Consider the following 21043-nt stretch of genomic DNA (forward strand, 5'->3'; position numbering starts at 1 on the left):
CGAGGCCTCGATAAAGCCGGGCGCGCGGTGTAGCGAAGGGCCAAGGGCCCCGCCAGGGCCATCGCCGCCCGGCCGGGCGGCCGAACCCCATGGACGAGAACGGCAGGGCAGAGAGACGATGAGCGACCACCTGAAGATCTATGTCGGCTACGACACGCGCGAGGACATCGCTTGGCAGGTCTGCCGCGCCTCGCTCCTGCGCCATGCGAGCGGGCCCCTGGAGATCCACCCGCTGAAGCAGGCGAGCCTGCGCGAGCTCGGCCTCTACACGCGGCCGGCCGACAAGGCCGCCACCGAATTCTCGCTGACGCGCTTCCTCGTGCCCTATATCGCCGCCCATGACGGCTGGACGATCTTCGTCGATTGCGACTTCCTCTTCACCACCGACATTCTCGGCCTCGTGAAGGGCCTCGACCGGTCCAAGGCCGTCCATGTCGTGCAGCACGACTACGTGCCGGCCAACGCGGTGAAGATGGACGGGCAGGCGCAGGCCAGCTACCCCCGCAAGAACTGGTCGTCCTTCATCCTCTTCAACAACGCCCATCCGCTGGTGAAGGCGCTGACGCCCGACGTGGTGAACGCGGCGAGCCCCGCCCATCTCCACCGCTTCTCCTGGATCCCCGACGACACGCTCATCGGCGCGCTGGATCTGACCTGGAACTTCCTGGAAGGCGAATATCCCCGCCCCGAGCGCGTGCCCAACGCCATCCACTTCACCAATGGCGGCCCCTGGTTCGACGACTGGCAGAGCGTCGACTTCGCCGACCTCTGGCGCGAGGAGCGCCGCCTCTACGAGGCCGGCCTGCCGCAGACGCAGGCCTGAGACCCGCGCGGCGCGGGCGGGAGCGCGACATCTTGCGCCCTCTGCCCGCCCACGCCCGCAAGACAGCCGTCACGGCGCGCCCATCGCCCGCGTCACGCGAAGGGATGTCGGACGAAAGGCTCTATCTTTTGGAAAGTTGAGAAAGCGCGGCCCCGACGGGCCTGTCGCTGAAAACTTGGGGCTTCCCTGACGCATCAGGGGAATTGGTGCCCAGGAAAGGACTCGAACCTTCACGCCTCGCGGCACACGGACCTGAACCGTGCGCGTCTACCAATTCCGCCACCTGGGCACGGGGGTGGCTTTAAGGGGTGGCTGGCGGCCTGTCAACGCCGGGTTGGGGCCATCGGTGACGATTGTCGCAGGCCCCAGGGCGTCGCGGCGGTGGCGCGACGCGATGCGCCTTCATTTCGGGGCGCGAAGCGTCTATGACGCGCGACAGGTGAAGAGGCTTCGGCGGCGGCCCGGCGGCCGCCCCGTACGGCGACAGGGCATCGCGATGACGATCGATACGCAGGCCACCGTGGTGATCTTCGGCGGTTCGGGCTTTCTGGGCCGCTACGTGGTGCGCGCGCTCGCCAAGCGCGGCCATCGAATCCGCGTCGCCTGCCGGCGGCCGGATCTGGCCTATCACCTGCAGACGGCGGGCAATATGGGCCAGGTCATGCCGATCCAGGCGAACCTGCGCCATCGCTGGTCGGTGGACCGCGCGGTGGAAGGCGCCCATCACGTCGTCAATCTCGTCGGCGTCCTCGCCGAGAGCGGGCGTCAGAGCTTCGAGGCGCTGCAGTCGGCCGGCGCCAGGGCCGTGGCGGAGGCCGCCCGCTCCGTCGACGCCTCGCTGACGCAGGTCTCGGCGATCGGCGCGGACGAGGCCTCGCCGAGCGCCTATGCCCGCTCCAAGGCCCGCGGCGAGCGCGCCGCGCTCGAGACCGTGCCGCAGGCGCGCATCCTGCGCCCCTCCATCGTCTTCGGCGCCGAGGACCAGTTCTTCAACCGCTTCGCCGACATGGCGCGCTTCTCGCCGGTCCTGCCGCTTCTGGGCGGGGGCACGACGCGCTTCCAGCCGGTCTATGTCGGCGACGTCGCCGAGGCGGTGGCGGATTGCGTGGACGCCAGGGTGGCGGGCGGGCGCATCTACGAGCTCGGCGGACCGGAGGTCCTCACCTTCCGCGAGATGATGGAGCTCATGCTCGCCGAGATCGAGCGCAAGCGCGGCTTCGTCACCCTGCCCTTCGGCCTCGCCGCGCGCATGGCCGAGGTGATGAAGTACCTGCCCGGCGCGCCGCTGACGCCCGACCAGGTCGTGCAGCTGCAGCGCGACAACGTCGTCTCCGAGAGCGCGATCGCCGAGAAGCGCACCTTCGAGGCCTTCGGCATCGAGCCGCGCACGCTCGCCGCCATCCTGCCGACCTATCTCGTGCGCTTCCGCCCGGAGGGCCAGTTCACCAAGCCGGGCGCCCATCCGCAGGACAGCAATTCCGGCACCATGATGTGACGGGCGCGCCGGCAGGCGCCCCCGATCGAGGACCGGGCGCGGCCTTGGACGGCCGGAACGGGTAAGGGACGGGCCGTTTTTCTCGAAGGAGGATCGCACGCCATGGACATCACGCGGAACGGATCGCGGCCCTCGGCCAGGGGGCCCGCCGACTGGTTCACCGGCGCCGTGCGCATCGACCCGCTCTTCTCGGCCAACGAGGCGCGGCGCGGGGCGGCGGCGCGGGTCACGTTCGAGCCGGGGGCGCGCACCGCCTGGCACACGCACCCGCTCGGGCAGACGCTGATCGTGACGGAGGGGCTCGGCCTTGTGCAGCGCGAGGGCGGACCGGTCGAGGAGATCCGGCCCGGCGACGTCGTCTGGTTCGCGCCGGACGAGAAGCACTGGCACGGCGCCGGCCCCACCACCGCCATGACCCACATCGCCATCCAGGAACATCGCGACGGCACGGTCGTGGAGTGGATGGAGCCCGTCAGCGACGCGGATTACGCGGGCTGACGGAGCGAGGACGCGCGCCGGTGGGGCCCGGCGCCGTCCGGCCGCGGAAAGCGGCCAGGACGGGCCCTTCCGAACGCGCGGCGCTCAGACGAGCGCGGTCGGCAGGTCCCGCCCGGCGAAATGCGCGTCGAGATTGGCCAGAACCAGATCGGCCATGGCCTGGCGCGTCTCGTGCGTGGCGCTCGCCATATGCGGCGTGAGGACGACGTTCGGCAGGCCGAGAAAGCCGGCCGGCACGTTCGGCTCGTCGGCGAAGACGTCGAGCCCGGCGCCGGCGATCTCGCCGGCCTCGAGCGCCGCGAGAAGGGCGGGCTCGTCGACCACCGAGCCGCGGGCGACGTTGACGAGGAAGCCTCTGGGGCCGAGCGCCTTCAGGACCGCCGAATCGACGATGTCGCGGGTCTGCGCGGAGGCCGCGGCGGCGACGACGAGGATGTCGCAGCCGGCGGCGAGGGCCCGCGGGTCGGCGACATAGGCATAGGGCACGTCGTCCCGCGGGTTGCGGTTGTGGTAGCTGATCGCGGCGTCGAAGCCCTCGAGGCGCCGGGCGATCGCAAGACCGATCCGCCCGAGGCCCAGAATGCCGACGCGCTTGCGCGAGACCTTGCTGGCGAGGCCGAGATCGCCCTTCGGCCAGGCGCCGGCGCGCACATGGCCGTCGCCGCGCACGATCTGGCGCAGAAGCGCGACGATCAGGCCGATCGCGAGGTCGGCGACGTCCTCGGTGAGGACGTCCGGCGTGTTCGACACGCGGATGCCGCGCCGCTTCGCCTCGGCGAGATCGACCTTGTCGAAGCCGACGCCGTTGATCGCGACGATCTCGAGCGCGGGCAGGCGCGCGGCGAGATCGGGCGAAATGCCGATATGGCCGCCGGTGACGACGCCGCGGATGGCGGGGGCGAGCGCATCGAGCCGCCCTTGCGTCCCAGCCTCGAAATGGCGGTGCACGGTGAAGCGCTCGGCGAGCGCCGCCTCGAGAGCGGGCAGGAGCGGGCAGAGCTGCAGGATCTCGGCGGTCTTCGGCATTGGCTGGGACATGGGACCTTCCGGATCGGCCTTCACTTGATGTCGGCCTTGATGAACTGCGCCATTTCCGGCGTCTTCGGGCTCGCGAAGAGCTCGGCCGAAGGCCCCGCCTCGTGGATGCGGCCCTGGTGCATGAAGACGGTGGTGTTGGCCACGCGTTTGGCGAAGCCCATCTCGTGCGTGACGAGGAGCATGGTCATGCCGTCGCGCGCGAGCGTCTCCATCACCGCGAGCACCTCGCCGGTGAGTTCGGGGTCGAGCGCGGAGGTCACCTCGTCGAAGAGCATGACCCTCGGGCGCATGGCGAGCGAGCGGGCGATGGCCACGCGCTGCTGCTGGCCGCCGGAAAGCTCGTCGGGATAGGCGTCGAACTTCTCCGACAGGCCGACCAGCGCCAGAACCTCCTCGGCGATCGCGCGCGTCTCGCCCTTGGCCGCCTTCTTCACGATGCGCGGGGCCAGCATGATGTTCTGCCCGACCGTCAGATGCGGGAAGAGATTGTAGCTCTGGAACACGATGCCGACGTCGCGGCGCAGGGCCCGAAGCGCGGCCTTGTCACGGCTGACCTTGTGGCCGGCGATCTCGATCGAGCCCGAATTGATCTTCTCCAGCCCGTTGACGCAGCGCAGCAGCGTCGACTTGCCCGAGCCCGAACGCCCGATCAGCGCCGTGACCTCGCCGCGCCCCACCGTCATCGAGATGCCCTTCAGGACCTCGACGGCGCCGAAGCTCTTGTGGACGCGGTCAATGACGACTTCCGACATGAAGCCTCCTCTCCAGCCAGCGCGAAAGCTGGGACAGCGGGTAGCAGACGGCGAAGTACAGCGCGGCGACCACGAGGAAGACGCGGAAGGGCTGGAACGTCGCGTTGTTGATGAGCTGGCCGGCGCGGGCGAGCTCGACGAAGCCGATGAGCGAGGCGATGGAGGTGTTCTTCACCACCTGCACCGCGAAGCCGACGGTGGAGGGCAGCGAGATGCGCACCGCCTGCGGCAGGACGACGTGGCGATATTGCTGCCAGCGCGTCATGGCGAGGGATTCGGACCCCTCCCACTGCTGCTTGGGGACCGACTGGATGGAGCCGCGCCAGATCTCGGCGAGATAGCCCGAGGCGTAGATCGTCATGGAGACGCCGGCGGCGACCAGCGGCGGCAGCTGGTAGCCCATGAGGCTCAGCCCGTAATAGGACAGGAACAGGATCATCAGCACCGGAATGCCCTGGATGACCTGGATGTAGACGGAGGCCGCAAGCCGCAGCCAGCGCCAGACCGAGACCCTCGCGAGCGCCACGAGGAAGCCGACGACGCCCCCGCCCGCCAGCGCGAGCGCGGTGAGGATCAGCGTCCATTGCAGGGACTGGACGAGGAAGATGAATTCGTCTTGGCCGAAGGAGCGGAACATCAGGCCGACGCCTCCACCACGGGGCGCACGGCGGCTTTTGCCGTGCGGCGGCCGAAGAGCCAGAGCCCGATCAGCGCCAGCAGCCCCCGCAGGAGAAGGGCGAGCGCCAGATAGATGATCGTGACGGCGATATAGACCTCGAAGGAGCGGTAGCTCTGCGACTGCACGAAGGAGGCGGCCGCCGTCAGTTCGCCGGTCGAGATCGCCGAGGTGATGGAGGAGGCCAGCATCATCAGCACGAATTGCGATGAGAGCGCGGGATAGACCTTCTGGATCGCCGGCAGGATGACGACGTGCCGGTAGATCTGGATCTGCGTGAAGCCGAGCGCCTCGCCGGCCTCGATCTGCGACTTGTGGACCGCCTCGATGCCGGCGCGGATGATCTCGGTGGAATAGGCCGCGAGGTTGATGGTCATGCCGATCAGCGCGGCGGTGACGGCGCCGACGCGAAAGCCCATGCCCGGCAGGCCGAAATAGATGATGAAGAGCTGGACGAGGAAGGGCGTGTTGCGGATCAGCTCGACATAGGCGTCGACGAGGAAGCGCACCGGCCTCCCGCCCATCGAGCGCAGCGAGGCGAGGAGGATGCCGAAGGCGGTGCCCACGACGATGGCGAAGGCCGAGATCTGCACCGTCAGCCACAGGCCCTTCAGGAGCTGGTCCTGATACTGGGCGAGGACGCCGAACTGGAACGTGTAGTTCATGGGGACATCCCGGGGCGATCGCCGCCCGGCTCAAGGGGCCGGGCGGACGGATCGTGCGAGGGGCGAAGGGCCCGCCTGCGCGGGCCGCCGGGCGAAGGCGACGGGCCGGGCCCGGCTCAGAAGCTCGGCAGGGTCGGCGGCAGCGGCGCGCCCGTCCACTTCACGGCGATCTTGTCGAGATCGCCCGAGACCTTCATCAGGTAGATCGCGGTGTTGAGATACTGGTGCAGCTCGAAGTCGGTCGGCAGGACCGCCATGGAATTGCCCTGGCGGAAGAAGGTGAAGCCCACCTGCAGCTTGGCGTCGGGCATCTGCTTCATCAGGCCGTCGGCGACGGTGGACGGCAGGGCGGTGGCGTCGGTCTGGCCGGAGAGGAGCGCCTGCGCGGAGGTCGAATCGTCCTCGTAGACGACGATCTCCAGGCCCTCGACATTGGCGCGGCGCAGCGCCGCCTCCTGCGAGGAGCCTCGATTGACCGCGATGCGCTTGCCCTTCAGGCTGTCGAGACTCTCGAACTTCTGGTCGGGGCCGGAGACGACGACCATGTTAAAGGCCGAGTAGGGCGCGGTGAACATCACCGTCTTGGCGCGCTCGCCGGTCGGCGCCAGCGTGGCGACGAGGAAGTCGACCTGGCCGGTCTGGAGCGCGGGAATGCGGGCGGGCGGCGTCAGCGGCACGAGCTGCACGGGCAGGCCGAGATACTGGGCGACGAGATTGGCGACGTCGACGTCGTAGCCGGTCGGGTTGCCCTGGCTGTCGATCATGCCCATCGGCGGGGCGCCGGTCAGGACGCCGATGCGCACCGTGCCCCGGCTTTGGATGTCGGCGAGGCTCGCGGCCTCGGCCCTCGTGGGGGCCGCGCTCGTGGCGGCGATCAGCGCGAGCGCCAGGGCGCCGGCGCCGAGCGCCGTCTTCAGTCGATGCAACATGTCCATTCCTCCCAGAAGGTTGTTTGCGGTCGATGTCGGGTCAGAGGGTGGCGAGCACGCCCCCGTCGACATAGACGATCTGTCCGTTGACGAAGTCGGACGCGGCCGAGGCGAGGAAGATCGCCGCGCCCTGCAGCTCCTCCACGCGGCCCCAGCGCCCGGTGGGCGTGCGCGTCTTCAGCCATTCGGTGAATTTGGGGTCGTCGACGAGCGCCTGGTTCAGCGGCGTCTCGAAATAGCCGGGGCCGATCGCGTTGACCTGCAGCCCGTGGCGCGCCCAGTCGGTGCACATGCCGCGGGTGAGGTTCAGCACCGCGCCCTTGGTGGCGGTGTAGGGCGCGATGGAATAGCGTGCGGCCTGCGCCTGGAGGCTCGCGATGTTGACGATCTTGCCGCGTCCGCGGGCGATCATGTGCCGGGCGACGGCCTGGCCCACGAAGAAGACCGAATCCACGTTGGCGCGCATGATCTCCGACCAGGTCTCGGCCGGATAGGTCTCGAGCGGCGCGCGGCGCTGGATGCCGGCATTGTTGACGAGGATGTCGATCGCGCCGATCTCGCTCTCGATGCGCTCGACGCCGTCGCGAACGGCGTTGATATCGGTCACATCGAAAATCGCGACATCGACGGCGATGCCCTCCGATGCCAGCCGCGCCGCCGCCTCCTCCACCGCCTCGCGGCGCCGCCCGTTCAGGACGATCGACGCCCCGGCGCGTCCCAGGCCTTCCGCGAGCGCATAGCCGATGCCCTGGCTGGACCCGGTGATGAGCGCCCGACGGCCGGTCAGATCGAAGAGTTTCAGGGACATGCTCGCGTTCCGCTTCCAGGACAGGGCGACAGGCCGCGCATGTCCGTCGTTTTGTTATCGGTATCATCGCTTGCCACGGGAGGCAAACTGTTTCTGGCCCTGCGCCCGGGCGAGGCGGCGGCGGCGCGGGGCCGCGAGGGGCCGGCGTCATACGGCGGGCCAGCGGTGGTGGAAGACGCCCTCCGCGTCGAGGCGGCGGAACGTGTGGGCGCCGAAGAGGTCGCGCTGGGCCTGCGTGAGATTGGCGGTGCCGCGCGCGCGGCGGTAGTCGTCGAGATAGGCGAGCGCGGCCGAGAGGGCGGGCACGGGCAGGCCGCCGAGCGCGGCCTTGGCGACCACGCGGCGAAGGCTCGCCTGCCCCTCCTCCACGAGGCGCCGGAAGGAGGGCGCCTGCAGGAGGTTCACGACCTCGCCGCCGCCGGCCTCGTAGGCCTGCGTGATGTCGTCGAGGAAGCGCGAGCGGATGATGCAGCCGGCGCGCCAGATGCGGGCGATCTCGCCGAGCGGCAGCGACCAGCCGAACTCCCGGGAAGCTTCGGCGAGCGTGGCGTAGCCCTGCGCATAGGCGATGAGCTTGGCGGTCTCGAGCGCGGCCTCCAGTTCGGCAAGGCCCGCCGCGTCCGCCTCGAAGGCGGCGGGCTCGGTGCGGATGTCGAAGAGGCCGGCGGCGGCGGCCCGCTCGGCGCGGCGCGAGGAGAGGCCGCGCGCCGAGACGGCCGCCTCCAGCGTGGTGGCGCCGATGCCGAGCTTCTGCGCCTCGATCACCGACCAGCGCCCCGTGCCCTTCTGCCCCGCCTCGTCGACGATGAGGTCGACGAGCGGGCGCCCGGTCTCGGGGTCGATCTCGGCGAGCGTGACGGCGGTGATCTCGACGAGATAGGAGGAGAGGCCGCGCGTGTTCCAGTCGGCGAAGATCGCGGCCATGGCGGGCGCCTCCATCCCGACGCCGTCGCGCAGGATGCCGTAGACCTCGGCGATCATCTGCATGTCGGCATATTCGATGCCGTTGTGGATCGTCTTGACGAAGTGCCCCGCCCCGTCCGGCCCCAGCCAGTCGACGCAGGGGCTGCCCTCGTAGCGGGCCGCGATCGGCTCCAGCAGAGGCTTCAGCCGCTCCCAGACCGCCTTGTCCCCGCCGACCATGATCGAGGGACCGTGGCGCGCCCCCTCCTCGCCGCCCGAGACGCCCATGCCGACGAAATGCACGCCCGTGCCGGCCGTCTCGCGGTCGCGCCGCACCGTGTCGTTGAAATCGGCATTGCCGGCGTCGATCAGGATGTCGCCCGCCTTCAGATGCGGCAGGACCTGCGCCATCTGCTCGTCCACCGGGCGCCCGGCATTGACCATGAGGACGACGACGCGCGGCGCCTTCAGGGAGGCGACGAACTCGGCGATCGAGCGCGTCGGCACCAGCCGTCCGGCGAGCGCCGGGTTGGCCTCGCGCACCGCATGGGCCTTCTCCACCGTACGGTTGAAGAGGGCGACGGTGAAGCCGCCATTGTCGGCGAAGTTCAGCGCCAGATTGGCGCCCATCGTTCCCATGCCGAGGACGCCGAGGTCCGCCCCGCTCTCATTCATGTGTCGCTCCCGACGCTCTGCGTTTCAGGGTCCATCGCCTCAGGCCGCCTCGTGCGGGCGCCCGAAATCGAACAGTTTCATATAGGCCGCGCTGTCCTCGGCGCCGATGCCGGCGGCGACCATCATGCGGTGCAGGTCGGCGATCAGGCTCGTGACGGGCATGGGCGTGCGCAGCGCCATGGCGAAGGCCTGCACCGCCTCCAGGTCCTTCAGCATGTTGTCGATGCGTCCGGTCGGGGTGAGGTCGCGCCTGGCCATCTTGCCCATGAACTCCTGCAGGATGCGGCTGTCGGCGCGCCCGCCCGCGAGCGCGGCCGGGATCTTCGCCGCGTCGACGCCGGCATCGAGCGCCAGGCGCGTCGCCTCGGCCACGGCCATGAAGGTGCAGGCGCAGAGCACCTGGTTGATGAGCTTGGTCGTCTGGCCGGCGCCCACCGGGCCCATATGGCTCATGTTGGCGGCCACGAAGCCGAGCACGGCGCGGGCGCGTTCGACATCCGCCTCCGCGCCCCCCATCATCAGCGTCAGCCGCCCTTGCGCCGCCGCCGGCGCCCCGCCCGAGAGCGGCGCGTCCACCCAGGCCATGCCGGTCTGCGCGCGCAGCCGCGCCGCCATCGCCGCCGTCGCCTTGGGGTCGATGCTCGACATGTCGATGAGGAGCTTGCCGGGCCCGGCGAAGCCCGCGAGCCCCTCGGCGCCGAAGAGGACGGCCTCCACGATCTCGGCCGTGTTGAGGCTGAGGACGATCGTGTCGCACGCTTCCATCAGCGCCTGCGAGGAGGCGGCGACGCTCGCGCCGCGCGCGGCGAGCGGAGCCAGCTTCCGCGCGTCGCGGTCGCGCAGGACGAGCGCGATCCCCTCGTCCAGAAGCCGTCCGGCGATGGCGCTGCCCATGACGCCGACGCCGACGATGCCGACGCGCCCGATCCCTGCTTTATCGACCATCGCCGTCTCCTTGCCTTGCTGCGGCCGCGCAGGGCGCGGCCTTCGCCTCGATCGTGGTGCGCCGCGCCACGACGCTGACGCCGATATCCTGCGAGACCGGCACCGCGGCCCCCGACTTGCCCTCGAAGAGATCGAGGAGGAGGCGCCCCGTGCGCTCGCCGATCGCCTTGGCATCGACGCGCACGGTCGAGATCGGCGGCTCGCTCTGGCGCCCGATCTCGAAATCGCCGAAGCCGAGGACGGCGACGCGGCCGGGCACGTCGATGCCGCGGCGCCGGCACTCCATCATCGCGCCGAAGGCGGAGGCGTCGGAGACGGCGAAGACGGCCTCGACGTCCGGCGCGCGGTCGAGAAGCGCGGCCATGGCCGCCGCGCCGTGCTCGTAGGAGACGGGCGCATGGCCGAGCCGCAGGACGAGCGCGTCCGACAGGCCGGCATCCTTCAGCGCGGCCGCGAACCCCTGCAGGCGCGCCTCGCCGCGATGGTCGGCGACGTCCTCGCCCACGACCGAGCCGAAGGCGGCGATGCGCCTATGCCCGAGCCCGATCAGGTGGCGCGCGGCGGCCCGGCCCGCCTCGAAATTGGAGAAGCCGACCGCCCGGTCGAGCGGGGGCTCCGGCCGGTCCCAGATCTCGACGACCGGGATGCGCGCATTGGTCAGCATGCGCCGCGTGGCGCCGGTGTGGATGGAGCCGGCCACGACAAGCGCCTCGGGACGGCGCGACAGGAGGGCGCGCACGAGGCGCTCCTCCTCGGCGAGGTGGTAGAGCGTGTAGCCGATGAGGAGCTGGTAGGCCGGGCCGAGCGTCTCGGCGAGCCCCTGCGCCGTGTCGCCGAAATTGCTGTTGGTCAGGGTCGGCAGGATGAGGCCGACGAAGTTGGTGCGGCGCGAGGAGAGCGAGCCGGCCACGAGGTCCGGCACGTAGCCGAGCTGCTCGACCGCCGCCAGGACGCGCGCGCGCGTCTCCTGCGAGACGATGGAGGGATCGGCGAGGACCCGGCTCACCGTCATCGTGGAGACGCCGGCCAGGCGCGAGACGTCCCGCATGGTCGGCTTTTTGGGGGTGGCGGGCATGGGTCCGGGCGGCTCGTCTGTGTCTGGGGATGCGGGGCTCAGGCCTGTCGCTCGTAGACGACATGGCGCAATTCTCCCACGAACATCGTCATCAGGCGCGCCACGACCGGCGCGCCCTCGGCCCGCACGGGCGAGGCCTCGGCGATCTCGACGGCCGCCATCGAGGCATAGTCGATCTCCTGCATCAGGACGATCGGCGGGGCACCCGCCTCGGCGCGCCGGGGCCGGTAGACCCGAAGATCGAGCGCGCCCGGCATGCGGCGCCAGACGGGCACGAGACCGGTCTCGACGATCTCGAAGAACTCGGCCTCGCGCCCTTCCTCGATCCGTCCCAGAAACAGGGCGCTGCGCGTGAACACGGGGATGCGGCCTCCGGCCCTGTCAGAAGTGGAGATGGACCTTGATGGCGCGGCGCCGGTCGGCGGCGAGCGCGAAGGCCTCGTCGAGCCGCGCCATCGGCATCAGGGCCGACATGACGGGCGCCACGTCGATCCGGTCGCGCACCAGCCAGTCCACCGCCGTCTCGAACTCGCCGGAGAAGCGGAAGGCGCCGACGAAGTCGATCTCGCGGGCCATCAGCATGTTGACGGGCACGGGGCTGTCGCCCGGCGGCATCATGCCGAGCTGGACGACGCGCCCGCCGGGACGCACGACGCGGAAGAGCGAGGCGAGCGCGGCGGGCGAGCCGGTCGCCTCCAGCGCCACGTCGAACGTGCCCTTGTTCGCCTCGTAGGCGGCGAGCCGCTCGGGATGGGCCGCCACGTTGATCCCCTCGTCGACGCCGGCCCGGCGGGCCAGCGCCAGCGGCTCGTCGACGAGATCGGTGATGGTGACGGTGCCAGCGCCCACGCGCCGCGCCGCCAGCGCCAGGAGAAGGCCGATCGGCCCGGCCCCCGCGATGAGGACGCGCTTGCCGAGAAGCTCTCCGGCGCGGCGGATGCCGTGGATCGCCACCGACAGCGGCTCGGCGAGCGCCGCCTTCTCGAAGGGCATGTCCGCCGGCACGGGCACGGCCTGGTCGGCGCGGCAGACGAAGCGCTCGGAGAAGCCGCCCTGCACATGCGGCACGATCGCCGCCGAGCCGAAGAAGCGCATGTTGCGGCACAGGTTCGAGCGCCCGGCGCGGCAATAGTCGCAGTGAAGGCAAGGCCGGCTCGGATTGACCGCCACGCGCTGGCCGACGGCCAGGCCCGAGACCCCCTCGCCCAGCGCCTCGATCTCGCCGGAGATCTCGTGGCCGAGGACGAGCGGCTCCTGGAGCGCGAAGTCGCCCACGCGCCCCTTCGACCAGTAGGACAGGTCGGACCCGCAGATGCCGCCGGCGCCGAAGCGCACGACGACTTCGCCGGGCATGGGCGAGGGTTCGGCGCGCTCGTCGAGGCGCAGGTCCCGGGCGGCGTGGATGACGGCGGCTCTCATGGCGATGCTTTCCGGCGGCAGGGGCGGGGCGAATGTCGTGATATCGATAACAGACGGGACGGGCGATGCAAGCCCGTTCCGTGCGCGGGCGTCGGTCCCGCCTCGTCAGTCGGCGAAGCCGCAGGCATGGGCGTTGACGTAGATCGCGTAGAGCGAGGTCTGGGCGGTGATGTAGAGGCGGTTGCGCTTCTGGCCGCCGAAGCACAGGTTCGAGACCATTTCGGGCACGGGGATGGAGCCGATATGCGTGCCGTCCGGCGCGTAGACGCAGACCGCGTCGGCATTGGAGGCCCAGAGATGGCCCCGGTCGTCGCTGCGGAACCCGTCGAAGAAGCCGCTCGGCGAGGCGGCGAAATGGCGGCCCTCGCCCGGGCGCCCGTCGGGCCCGATCGCATAGGCGCGGATGCAGGGCGTGTGGTCGCGATCGTGCGTGCGCCCGGTGTCGGAGACGTAGAGCGTGCGCTCGTCCGGCGAGAAGCACAGGCCGTTCGGGCGCAGCATGTCGGTGACGACCGCCTCGATCGCGCCCGTCCGCGGATCCAGCCGGTAGACGTCGCAGGAGGAGAGTTCGGGGCTGGCGCGATGGCCCTCGTAGTGGGAATCGATGCCGTAGGTCGGGTCGCTGAACCAGATCGAGCCGTCGGAATGCACGACGACGTCGTTGGGCGAGTTCAGGCGCCGCCCCTCGAACCGGTCCGCGAGGCCGCGCCAGATGCCGTCGTGATCGAGCCGCGAGATGCGCCGGCCGCCGTGCTCGCAGGCGATCACCCGCCCCTCCCGGTCGAGCGTGTGGCCGTTGTGGAAGCCGCAGGGCCGCTCGAAGACGCCGACGGAGCCGTCGCATTCGTCGAGCCGCATCAGCGCGTCGTTCGGAATGTCGGAGAAGAGGAGCGACTTGGCGGCGGGCACGTAGACCGGCCCCTCCAGCCAGCGCCCGCCCGTCCACAGCCGCTCCAGCCGCGCATGCCCGATGAAGAGGGCGGAGAAGCGCGGATCGTGGACGATGTAGGTGTCGGACATGGCAGGCCCCCTCTGACCGGCGCGCGTCGGGAACGGCGCGTCTTCACAATGGGCCGCGCGGTGGCGGCCCGCGCGGCGCTCGAGCCTCTCACGGCGCCGCGGGGGCCGGCCCGACCGGTCGATCCGCGCGCGCGCGCCGGTGTCAGTCCGTGGGAAGCGGATAGTCGTCCGCCCGGAAGACCGTGTGGAAGATGTCGCCCTCGTAGAGCTCGAGGAGGCCCTTGGTCACCTCGCGCGAGCGGTAGCGCACGTCGGAGGCCAGCGCCAGTTCGATCGCCTCGCGCGAGGGGTAGCGGACCTGGAGGACCATCTCCAGATGCGGGTCGGCGACGTCGGACTCCTCCTGGCGCCAGATGCGCACTTCCTCGGCGCCGGGAAAGCGGGTCCAGAGCGGCACGAGCCGCTCGCGGACATAGGCGGTGAACTCCGCCTCGCGGCCGGGCTTGGCGCGGCCGCGGAAGAAGGCGCAGCGGATATACATGGAAGGCTCCGGGGATCGATGGCGGGAGGTCGGCGGGGATTGGCGGAGGGCGGGACGACCGCCCTGCGCCGGGTCTGCGAGGGCTAGCTCACGCCCCAGAGGGCCTTGCAGGCGTCGCGATAGCCGTTCTGCGGGTCGAAGGCGTTGTCCGGCCCGCCGTCGAACTGGACATTGGCCTTGGTGACGACGGGGAGCGGCGCGCCATCGCCGGAGCGCATGGCGAAGCCGACGCCCGTCAGGGCCGGCGTGCCGCCGAACCGCTTCTGCAGGTTCCTGAACTCAAGCTCCGCCAAGTCAGCCTCCCAGCCCGTCTTCGGCTCGCTTTTGTTATCGATATCATCAACACTTGTCAAACGGCCCTCGATGGTCCGTCCTGCAACCGGAGGCGGAAGGGCACGGGAACGAACCGAGCGCGATGCCGGCGCGTCGGGCCGCCCCTTCCCAAGCGGCGCCGGCCGAGCCGACGCATCGCGCATGGGCCCTTCTCGGCCGAGGCCTCGGGGCGTGCGGTGACGGGGCGAGGCGACCGGGAGGCGGAACGCCCCGCACGGCGTGGGAACGCCCGTAGAGCGAACGGCCGGGTTCCGGCTGCGTCTCGGACCGCGCCGCTAGTAGCCGACGGCCTTGCCCGCCGCGGCGCGGCTGTCGATGGCGCCTGTGTAGCGCGCGCCCGTGCCGGCCTCGACCTCGGCGAGGCTTTCGCCGCCGACGAGGATGCCCGCCGCCTCGCCCCAGATCGTCCAGTCGGGATCGATTGCCACGTCGTAGCCCATGCCGGCCAGGATGCGGCGCGTGTCGGGCGAGAGGGCGAAGGGCTCCATATACACTTTATCGGGCAGCCACTGGTGGTGGATGCGCGGCGCGTCGATCGCCTCCTGCAGGTCCATGCCGTGGTCGACGACGTTGAGGATCGCCTCCAGCGTGATGGTGATGATGCGCGAACCGCCCGGGCTGCCGATGACCATGAAGGGCTTTCCGTCGCGCGAGACGATGGTCGGGCTCATGGAGGAGAGCGGCGACTTGCGTGGCTCGATCGCGTTGGCCTCGCCCTGCACGAGACCGTAGAGGTTCGGCACGCCGGGCTTGACGGTGAAGTCGTCCATCTCGTTGTTGAGGAGGATGCCCGTGCCCGGCGCCACCACGCCCGCCCCGAAGGAGCCGTTCAGCGTGTAGGTGACGGCGACGGCGTTGCCCGCGTCGTCGACGATCGAATAATGCGTCGTCTCCGTCGATTCCCCGAAGCCCTTCGGCATCAGGTCCTCACTGACGCCCGCCCTGAACGGGTCGATCCTGTCGCGGATCTCCTGCGCATAGGCCTTGCTGAGGAGCTTCTCGACCGGATTGTCGACGAAATCGGGATCGCCGAGCGAGGCGTTTCGGTCGACGAAGGCGTGGCGCATCGCCTCCACCATGAGGCGCGTCGTCTCGGCCGAGCCGGCGCCGAGATAGGAGAGCGGATAGGCCTCCAGCACGTTGAGGATCTCGCAGATGATGACCCCGCCCGAGGAGGGCGGCGGCGAGGAGGCGATCTCGAAGCCGCGATAGGAGCAGGTCACGGGCTCCAGCTCGCGCACCGCATAGGCTTCGAAATCGGCCTTCGCGAGGACGCCGCCTCCGGCCCGGCTGGCCTCGACGATCCGCTCGGCGATGGCGCCGCGATAGAAGGCGTCGGGCCCCTCGCGCGCGATGGCCTCGAGCGAGGCGGCGAGATCGTCCTGGCGCAGCGTCGCGCCGAGCTCCAGCGGCCGGCCGTCCTTCAGGAAGATCGCGGCCGCCGCTTCATCCTTCGCCAGCAGGTCGTTGCCCTCCGCGAAGGCGGCGACGTCGCCGGGCTCCAGCACGAAGCCCTCGCGCGCGAGGCGGATGGCGGGCGCCAGCAGCGCCTCGCGCGGCTTGGTGCCGTAGGTCTGGCGCGCCCTCTCGAAGCCGGCGACCGAGCCGGGAACGCCGACGGCGAGATAGCCGCGCGTGCTGGCGTCCTCGATCGGGTTGCCGTCCTTGTCGAGATACATCGTCTTGGTGGAGGCGAGCGGCGCGCGCTCGCGGAAGTCGAGGAAGGTCGTGCGCCCGTCCTTCAGGCGGATGGTCATGAAGCCGCCGCCGCCGAGATTGCCGGCCGTCGGATAGACGACGGCGAGCGCATAGCCGACGGCGACCGCCGCATCCACGGCGTTGCCCCCGCTCTTCAGCACCTCGATGCCGACATCGGAGGCGAGATGCTGCGCGGTCACCACCATGCCGTGCTCGCCCCTGGCGGGCGCCGGCGAGGCGGCTTGGACGGGCCCGAGCGGCGCGAGGCCGATCGCGAGCGCGACGATGAGGGCAACGGGTCCACGCAGTCTCGGCCGCATCTCGAAATCCCCCTTCGGCAAGCGCCGCGCCCGTCCGCGGCCAGCACGACGGCGAGCCTAGAGCCTGACGCGGAGGTTGAACAGGCCGGACGCGAGACGCGCCGGCGGCCGAGGCGCCGGACGCGCGACGGTGGTACCCCGAAAGAACAGGCGAGGCGAAGATCTTCGATCTGCTGCCCGCCGCTCAAACATAAGCCCTCCAAAGGAATGGCTTGCAAGCTTTCGTGCGAGCGCCCACAGTCGCGGCCATGATCCTGCTCAAGACGATCGACCCCGCCGTGCCGCATGCCGGGCATCGCGCCGCCTGCGGGGCCTGCCACGCCTGCGACGTGCGCACCATGGCGGTCTGCGCGGCGCTGGAGCCGGACGAGATCGGCGCGCTGGAATCCATCATGACGGCGCGCCGGCTCGCCGGCGACGAGACGCTGGTGGAGGAGGGCGAGCCGCGACGGCGCGTCTACAGCCTGACCTCCGGCATGCTGCGGCTCGTCAACGGCCTGCCCGACGGGCGCCGGCAGATCACCGGCTTCCTCATGCCCGGGGACTTCCTCGGCCTTGCCGACGACGGGGTCTATTCGGCGAGCGCCGAGGCCGTCACGCCCTCGGCCCTGTGCTCCTTCCCCGTGGCGGGCATGGACGCGCTGGCCGTGCGCTTTCCCAAACTGAACGACCGGCTCTTCGCCTTCACCCGCGCCGCCCTGCGGCGCTCGCGCGAGAACCAGATGATCCTCGGCCGCCTCGCGCCGGTCGAGAAGCTGTCCACCTTCCTCCTCATGCTCTCGCAGCGCGCGGTCGAGCATCACCTGCCGGCCGACCCCGTCGCCATCCCCATGTCGCGCGCCGACATCGCCGACTATCTCGGCCTCACGATCGAGACGGTCAGCCGCTCCTTCACCAAGCTGCGCAACCAGGGCCTCATCGACCTGCCGGACGCGCGCCTCGTGGAGATCCGCGACCGCAAGGCGCTGGAGGCGGTCGCCGGCACGCTGCGGGCCTGATACCGCCCCGCCCCTCAGCCCTCGTCCAGAACACCGCCGCGCAGCGTCGCCATGCGGTCGGCAAGCCCCGGCGGCACGTCGGCATGGGTCGCGATCACCACGGTGCGCCCGGCCGCGGCGCCGCGCAGATCGGCGAAGAAGGCCCGTTCCGTCTCCCGGTCGAGCCCGCTCGTCGGCTCGTCGAGAAGCAGGATGCCCGCCGGCGAGAGAAGCGCGCGGGCGAGGCAGAGCCGCCGCGCCTGGCCGGCCGACAGCGTTCGCCCGCCCTCGCCGAGAAAGGTCGCGAGCCCCTCCGGCAGCGTGCGCACGAAGGCGGCGAGGCGGGCGGCGCCGAGCGCGGCCCAGAGTTCGTCCGGGCCGGCATCCGCCCGGCCGATGCGCAGGTTCTCCTCGATCGTGCCGAGAAAGACCGGCGCGCCCTGTTCGAGCAGCGCGACATGGCGGTGGAGATCGTCGGGATCGCACTCGCGAAGGTCCGTGCCGCCGACGCGCACCGTGCCGCGCGTCGGGTCCTCGAACCGCAGGGCGAGGCGTAGGAGCGTCGATTTGCCGGCGCCGCTCGGCCCCTGCAGCACGACGCATTCGCCGGGCGCGACGCGAAGGTCGACGTCCCGCAGCGCGAAGCGGCCGGGCGCGAAGGAAAAGCTCACGCCCTCGAAGGCGAGCGCGCGCGCGGAGCCGACGGCGCGGGGCATCGGCGCCGGCCGCACGGCGGGGGGCTGGGCGGCGAGTTCGCGCAGCCGCTCGGCCGCGGCCATCGAGGCGCCGAGCCGGGCGACGCTGCGCACCGTGCCGGCGCCCGCCTCGAAACTGCCGACCACCGCGAGCACGAGACCGACGAGGAGCGGGGCGGAAAGCGCGCCCGCGCCATGGGCGGCCAGGCCGGCGGCGAGCGTCGCGATGAGCGCGGCCCCGGCAAGGAGCTGGATCGCGGCGAGCGCGAGGGCGGCCCGGGCCGCGATGCGCCGGCGGATGCGCCCGAGCGTTGCGACGCTCGCCCCGAACTCGGCCCGCGCGCTCTCGACCGCGCCGAGCGCCACGAGATCGTCATGCCCGTCCAGCGCGTCGAGGCCGAGCTGGCGAAGGCGCGCGCAGGCCAGGACCGCCTGCGAGCCCGCCCGCCGCGTCGCCGCCGCGAGGGCGAGCGGCACGAGGATCGCCGCGCCCGCCATCGCCGCGCCGTAGGCAAAGGCCGCGCCCGGCAGGAGAACGGCCAGGAGGGCCGTCACCGAAGCGCCGACGAGGAGACCCGTCACCATCGGCCCGACGGCGAGAAGGAACACCGTGTCCAGCGCCTCCACGTCGGCGACGAGCCGGGAGACGAGGTCGCCGTGCCGGATGTCGCGCTCGATGCGGGAGATGCGCGGCATCAGGGCGCGGAACAGCCATTGGCGGATGTCGGCGAGCGTGCCGAGCGTCGCCTCGTGGCCGGAGAGCTTCTCGCCGTAGCGCGACAGGATGCGCAGGAAGGAGAGGCCGCGCACGGCCGCCGAGGGGCCGAAGAGGTTGAAGGCCGCGCCGAGCCCCGTCAGCGAGGCGGCGGTGAGGAACCAGCCGGAGACGCCGAGGAGCGCGACGCCGCACAGGAGCGTGGCGAGCGACAGGCATAGCGCCAGCGCGAAGGCGCCGCGGCGGCGGGCGAAGAGCGGGCGGAAGGAGAGAAGGGCGTTCATGCGGCGTCCTCGCAGAGGGCGAAGCGGCGAAGGCCCCCGACGGGAGGCGCCGCGACGAGCCGGCCGCCCTCCAGCGTGAGGACGAGGTCCATGCGCGCGGCGACCGCGGGCGAATGGGTGGCGAGGAGGAGCGTGCGCCCGTCCGCGAAGGTCAGGAGCTTGTCGAGGACGCGCTCCTGCGTCGCCCGGTCGAGATGGGCGGTCGGCTCGTCGAGAAGGATCAGCCCGGGATCGCGCAGGTAGAGGCGGGCGAGCGCGACGCGCTGGGCCTCGCCGCCCGAAAGGCCGAGGCCGCCGTCGCCGACGGGCGCGTCGAGCCCGCCGGGCAACAGGTCGGCGAAGGCGTCGACCTCGGCCAGCTCGGCCGCCCGGCGCAGGGCCGCCGCGCCCGCCTGCGGGCGCCCGAGGCGGATATTGTCGGCGATGGTGCCGTGGAAGAGGCGCGGGCGCTGGCCGACAAAGGCGACGCGCTCGCGAAAGGCCGCCTCCGCGATCTCGGACAAGGGCACGGCGCCGAGCCGCACCGTCCCGTCCGCCTCGCGCAGCCGGGCCAGCGTCTCGAGAAGCGTGGTCTTGCCGCAGCCGCTCGGCCCGAGCAGCGCCACGCGAAGGCCGGGGCGGATGGTAAGGTCCGCGCCGTCGAGCAGGCGGCGCGTGCCGCAGGGCGTCGACAGCCGCAGCCCGCCGACGGCGACGCCGAGCGCGCCCTGCGCCGGCGTGCTTGCCCCGGCGGGCGCTTCGGCGGCGGGCGAGGACGGCGGCAGGGCACCGAAGGCGGCGGCGATCTCGCCCGCGGCGGCCATCGCGCCGGCGCGGTCGTGATAGTGCGCGGCAAGCTGGCGCAGCGGCGCATAGACCTCCGGCGCCATCAGGAGGCAGAAGAGCCCCGTCTCCAGCGTCAGCGTGCCGGCATGGAGATCGACGAGGCCGAGAAAGGTGAGGCCGACATAGAGGGCGACGCCCGCCACGCCGAGCGCCGCGAAGAATTCGAGGACCGCCGAGGAGAGGAAGGCGATGCGCAGGACGCCCATCGTGCGGGCGCGCCATTCCTCCCCGATCCGGCCCATCTCGTCCGCCTCCGCCTGCGCCCGGCCGAAGGCGAGGAGGGTGGAGAGGCCGCGCAGCCGGTCGGCGAACCGCGCGGACAGGCGCGAGAGAGCGAGCGCCTGCGCCTTGCCGGCGGCCTCGGCGCCCCAGCCCACCAGGGCCATGAAGAGCGGCACGAGCGGTGCCGTCACCAGGAAGAGGAGCCCGACCGCCCAGTCGAGCGGCAGCACCAGGAGGGCGAAGGCCGGCGGCAGCACGGCGGCCGCGACCATGGCCGGCAGGAAGCGCGCGAAGAACCCGTCGAGCGCCTCCACCTGCTCGCAGAGCGCGCCGGCAAGGGCGCCCGAGGCGCGCTGCGCCGTCCAGTGCGGACGCTGCTCCAGAAGCGCCGCGAAGAGACGCTCGCGCACCACGCGCTTGACGCGCTCGGCTCCGGCCACGGCCGCCCGCTCGCCGAGATAGGAGAGGAGCGCCCGCAGGCCCAGAAGAGCGGCGAGGAGCGCCAGATCCGGCACCAGCGCCTCGAGCGGCCGCCCGTCCGCGATCGCGGCGTGGAGGAGCGCGGCGAGGAGCGCGGCCTGTCCGAGGAGGACGAGGCCGGAGAGGAGCGGAAGGGCGAGCGCGAGCGACAGGGGCCAGCCGCCGTCGCGGCGCAGGGTTCCCAACCAGCGTCGCTCGTCCCGCGTCGACGGCGCGCCGCCGCCCTCGTCGCCCTTCGCCCGCCCTGCCCCGTCCATGCCGCCACCGCCCTCGATCCGTCGCCCGAAGCGAT

20 protein-coding genes, 1 tRNA gene and 1 pseudogene are annotated in these 21043 nt (G+C 71.6%); 4 read left to right on the top strand and 18 right to left on the bottom strand.

The features are described 5' to 3' along the window. Positions 1-118: 118 nt before the first annotated feature. On the top strand, positions 119-823 hold the full coding sequence (locus ASG48_RS12785; RefSeq protein WP_055850254.1) for a hypothetical protein: 705 nt from the start codon (positions 119-121) through the stop codon (positions 821-823). Positions 824-1027: 204 nt separating this feature from the next. Here the strand turns inward: ASG48_RS12785 and ASG48_RS12790 are convergent. Further along, a tRNA-Leu gene (locus ASG48_RS12790) sits at positions 1028-1112 on the bottom strand. Positions 1113-1319: 207 nt separating this feature from the next. Here ASG48_RS12790 and ASG48_RS12795 point away from each other — a divergent pair. Further along, positions 1320-2318, top strand: coding sequence for a complex I NDUFA9 subunit family protein (locus tag ASG48_RS12795; protein ID WP_055850257.1), 999 nt, complete (start codon positions 1320-1322; stop codon positions 2316-2318). Positions 2319-2420: 102 nt separating this feature from the next. Continuing rightward, a complete protein-coding gene (locus ASG48_RS12800) occupies positions 2421-2816 on the top strand; it encodes a cupin domain-containing protein (RefSeq protein WP_055850258.1) in 396 nt (131 codons plus the stop codon). 84 nt (positions 2817-2900) lie between these two features. Here ASG48_RS12800 and ASG48_RS12805 read toward each other — a convergent pair whose 3' ends face one another. The 15 genes and pseudogenes from ASG48_RS12805 to ggt form a co-directional block, all read right to left on the bottom strand. Then, complete coding sequence (locus ASG48_RS12805) at positions 2901-3854, bottom strand: 2-hydroxyacid dehydrogenase (RefSeq protein WP_244486897.1); 954 nt, start codon at positions 3852-3854, stop codon at positions 2901-2903. 20 nt (positions 3855-3874) lie between these two features. Further along, a complete protein-coding gene (locus ASG48_RS12810) occupies positions 3875-4606 on the bottom strand; it encodes an amino acid ABC transporter ATP-binding protein (protein ID WP_055850262.1) in 732 nt (243 codons plus the stop codon). Next, positions 4587-5246: an amino acid ABC transporter permease gene (locus ASG48_RS12815; protein WP_156381604.1), complete on the bottom strand. Its 660-nt coding sequence runs from the start codon at positions 5244-5246 to the stop codon at positions 4587-4589. Before ASG48_RS12815 ends, ASG48_RS12810 begins: the two co-directional genes overlap by 20 nt. Next, complete coding sequence (locus tag ASG48_RS12820; RefSeq protein ID WP_055850266.1) at positions 5243-5947, bottom strand: amino acid ABC transporter permease; 705 nt, start codon at positions 5945-5947, stop codon at positions 5243-5245. The genes ASG48_RS12815 and ASG48_RS12820 overlap by 4 nt, the downstream gene beginning before the upstream one ends. 116 nt (positions 5948-6063) lie before the next feature. Further along, positions 6064-6876, bottom strand: a complete 813-nt coding sequence (locus tag ASG48_RS12825) for a transporter substrate-binding domain-containing protein (protein ID WP_156381591.1) — start codon at positions 6874-6876, stop codon at positions 6064-6066. Between the two features lie 40 nt (positions 6877-6916). Next, positions 6917-7684, bottom strand: coding sequence for an SDR family oxidoreductase (locus ASG48_RS12830; protein ID WP_055850270.1), 768 nt, complete (start codon positions 7682-7684; stop codon positions 6917-6919). Positions 7685-7831: 147 nt separating this feature from the next. Next, entirely contained in the window at positions 7832-9262 is a 1431-nt protein-coding gene (gene gndA, locus ASG48_RS12835; RefSeq protein ID WP_055850272.1) for an NADP-dependent phosphogluconate dehydrogenase, read from the bottom strand. A gap of 39 nt (positions 9263-9301) precedes the next feature. Further along, positions 9302-10207: an NAD(P)-dependent oxidoreductase gene (locus ASG48_RS12840; protein ID WP_055850274.1), complete on the bottom strand. Its 906-nt coding sequence runs from the start codon at positions 10205-10207 to the stop codon at positions 9302-9304. Beyond that, positions 10197-11255: a LacI family DNA-binding transcriptional regulator gene (locus ASG48_RS12845; protein ID WP_055850276.1), complete on the bottom strand. Its 1059-nt coding sequence runs from the start codon at positions 11253-11255 to the stop codon at positions 10197-10199. The genes ASG48_RS12840 and ASG48_RS12845 overlap by 11 nt, the downstream gene beginning before the upstream one ends. 65 nt (positions 11256-11320) lie before the next feature. Next, positions 11321-11641: a hypothetical protein gene (locus ASG48_RS12850; RefSeq protein WP_055850278.1), complete on the bottom strand. Its 321-nt coding sequence runs from the start codon at positions 11639-11641 to the stop codon at positions 11321-11323. Between the two features lie 22 nt (positions 11642-11663). After that, the gene (locus ASG48_RS12855; protein ID WP_055850280.1) at positions 11664-12701 is read right to left on the bottom strand and encodes an L-idonate 5-dehydrogenase; all 1038 of its coding nucleotides are present in this window, start codon (positions 12699-12701) and stop codon (positions 11664-11666) included. Positions 12702-12806: 105 nt separating this feature from the next. Next, positions 12807-13721, bottom strand: a complete 915-nt coding sequence (locus tag ASG48_RS12860; protein WP_055850282.1) for an SMP-30/gluconolactonase/LRE family protein — start codon at positions 13719-13721, stop codon at positions 12807-12809. Between the two features lie 142 nt (positions 13722-13863). Further along, the gene (locus tag ASG48_RS12865) at positions 13864-14202 is read right to left on the bottom strand and encodes a hypothetical protein (RefSeq protein ID WP_055850283.1); all 339 of its coding nucleotides are present in this window, start codon (positions 14200-14202) and stop codon (positions 13864-13866) included. Positions 14203-14285: 83 nt separating this feature from the next. Continuing rightward, positions 14286-14414 (bottom strand): annotated as a pseudogene (locus tag ASG48_RS18845) (sugar ABC transporter substrate-binding protein); the annotation flags it as partial. Positions 14415-14810: 396 nt separating this feature from the next. Further along, positions 14811-16553, bottom strand: a complete 1743-nt coding sequence (ggt, locus tag ASG48_RS12875; protein ID WP_055850288.1) for a gamma-glutamyltransferase — start codon at positions 16551-16553, stop codon at positions 14811-14813. A gap of 338 nt (positions 16554-16891) precedes the next feature. On the opposite strand from ggt, the gene ASG48_RS12880 reads away from it, so the two are divergent. Continuing rightward, positions 16892-17551, top strand: a complete 660-nt coding sequence (locus ASG48_RS12880; RefSeq protein ID WP_055850671.1) for a helix-turn-helix domain-containing protein — start codon at positions 16892-16894, stop codon at positions 17549-17551. A 14-nt stretch (positions 17552-17565) separates the two neighbouring features. Here ASG48_RS12880 and cydC read toward each other — a convergent pair whose 3' ends face one another. Together cydC and cydD are read right to left on the bottom strand one after the other, a co-directional pair. Continuing rightward, on the bottom strand, positions 17566-19224 hold the full coding sequence (gene cydC / locus ASG48_RS12885) for a thiol reductant ABC exporter subunit CydC (RefSeq protein ID WP_055850290.1): 1659 nt from the start codon (positions 19222-19224) through the stop codon (positions 17566-17568). Next, positions 19221-21008 carry a thiol reductant ABC exporter subunit CydD gene (cydD, locus tag ASG48_RS12890; protein ID WP_055850292.1) on the bottom strand — a complete coding sequence of 596 codons (1788 nt, stop codon included), beginning with the start codon at positions 21006-21008 and terminating at the stop codon, positions 19221-19223. The genes cydC and cydD overlap by 4 nt, the downstream gene beginning before the upstream one ends. Positions 21009-21043: the final 35 nt, after the last annotated feature.

The organism is Aurantimonas sp. Leaf443 (assembly GCF_001425575.1).
Classification (GTDB): Bacteria; Pseudomonadota; Alphaproteobacteria; order Rhizobiales; family Rhizobiaceae; genus Leaf443.

What these genes read in the sequence shown, in the direction of transcription:
- ASG48_RS12845 (WP_055850276.1), bottom strand. Translation starts at nt 11,255, where the DNA reads ATGCGGGACGTCTCGCGCCTGGCCGGCGTCTCCACGATGACGGTGAGC.
- ASG48_RS12865 (WP_055850283.1), bottom strand. Translation starts at nt 14,202, where the DNA reads ATGTATATCCGCTGCGCCTTCTTCCGCGGCCGCGCCAAGCCCGGCCGC.
- ASG48_RS12785 (WP_055850254.1), top strand. Translation starts at nt 119, where the DNA reads ATGAGCGACCACCTGAAGATCTATGTCGGCTACGACACGCGCGAGGAC.
- ASG48_RS12880 (WP_055850671.1), top strand. Translation starts at nt 16,892, where the DNA reads ATGGCGGTCTGCGCGGCGCTGGAGCCGGACGAGATCGGCGCGCTGGAA.
- ggt (WP_055850288.1), bottom strand. Translation starts at nt 16,553, where the DNA reads ATGCGGCCGAGACTGCGTGGACCCGTTGCCCTCATCGTCGCGCTCGCG.
- ASG48_RS12810 (WP_055850262.1), bottom strand. Translation starts at nt 4,606, where the DNA reads ATGTCGGAAGTCGTCATTGACCGCGTCCACAAGAGCTTCGGCGCCGTC.
- ASG48_RS12830 (WP_055850270.1), bottom strand. Translation starts at nt 7,684, where the DNA reads ATGTCCCTGAAACTCTTCGATCTGACCGGCCGTCGGGCGCTCATCACC.
- ASG48_RS12800 (WP_055850258.1), top strand. Translation starts at nt 2,421, where the DNA reads ATGGACATCACGCGGAACGGATCGCGGCCCTCGGCCAGGGGGCCCGCC.
- ASG48_RS12860 (WP_055850282.1), bottom strand. Translation starts at nt 13,721, where the DNA reads ATGTCCGACACCTACATCGTCCACGATCCGCGCTTCTCCGCCCTCTTC.
- cydC (WP_055850290.1), bottom strand. Translation starts at nt 19,224, where the DNA reads ATGAACGCCCTTCTCTCCTTCCGCCCGCTCTTCGCCCGCCGCCGCGGC.
- ASG48_RS12855 (WP_055850280.1), bottom strand. Translation starts at nt 12,701, where the DNA reads ATGAGAGCCGCCGTCATCCACGCCGCCCGGGACCTGCGCCTCGACGAG.
- ASG48_RS12825 (WP_156381591.1), bottom strand. Translation starts at nt 6,876, where the DNA reads ATGTTGCATCGACTGAAGACGGCGCTCGGCGCCGGCGCCCTGGCGCTC.
- ASG48_RS12820 (WP_055850266.1), bottom strand. Translation starts at nt 5,947, where the DNA reads ATGAACTACACGTTCCAGTTCGGCGTCCTCGCCCAGTATCAGGACCAG.
- ASG48_RS12805 (WP_244486897.1), bottom strand. Translation starts at nt 3,854, where the DNA reads ATGTCCCAGCCAATGCCGAAGACCGCCGAGATCCTGCAGCTCTGCCCG.
- ASG48_RS12795 (WP_055850257.1), top strand. Translation starts at nt 1,320, where the DNA reads ATGACGATCGATACGCAGGCCACCGTGGTGATCTTCGGCGGTTCGGGC.
- ASG48_RS12840 (WP_055850274.1), bottom strand. Translation starts at nt 10,207, where the DNA reads ATGGTCGATAAAGCAGGGATCGGGCGCGTCGGCATCGTCGGCGTCGGC.
- cydD (WP_055850292.1), bottom strand. Translation starts at nt 21,008, where the DNA reads ATGGACGGGGCAGGGCGGGCGAAGGGCGACGAGGGCGGCGGCGCGCCG.
- gndA (WP_055850272.1), bottom strand. Translation starts at nt 9,262, where the DNA reads ATGAATGAGAGCGGGGCGGACCTCGGCGTCCTCGGCATGGGAACGATG.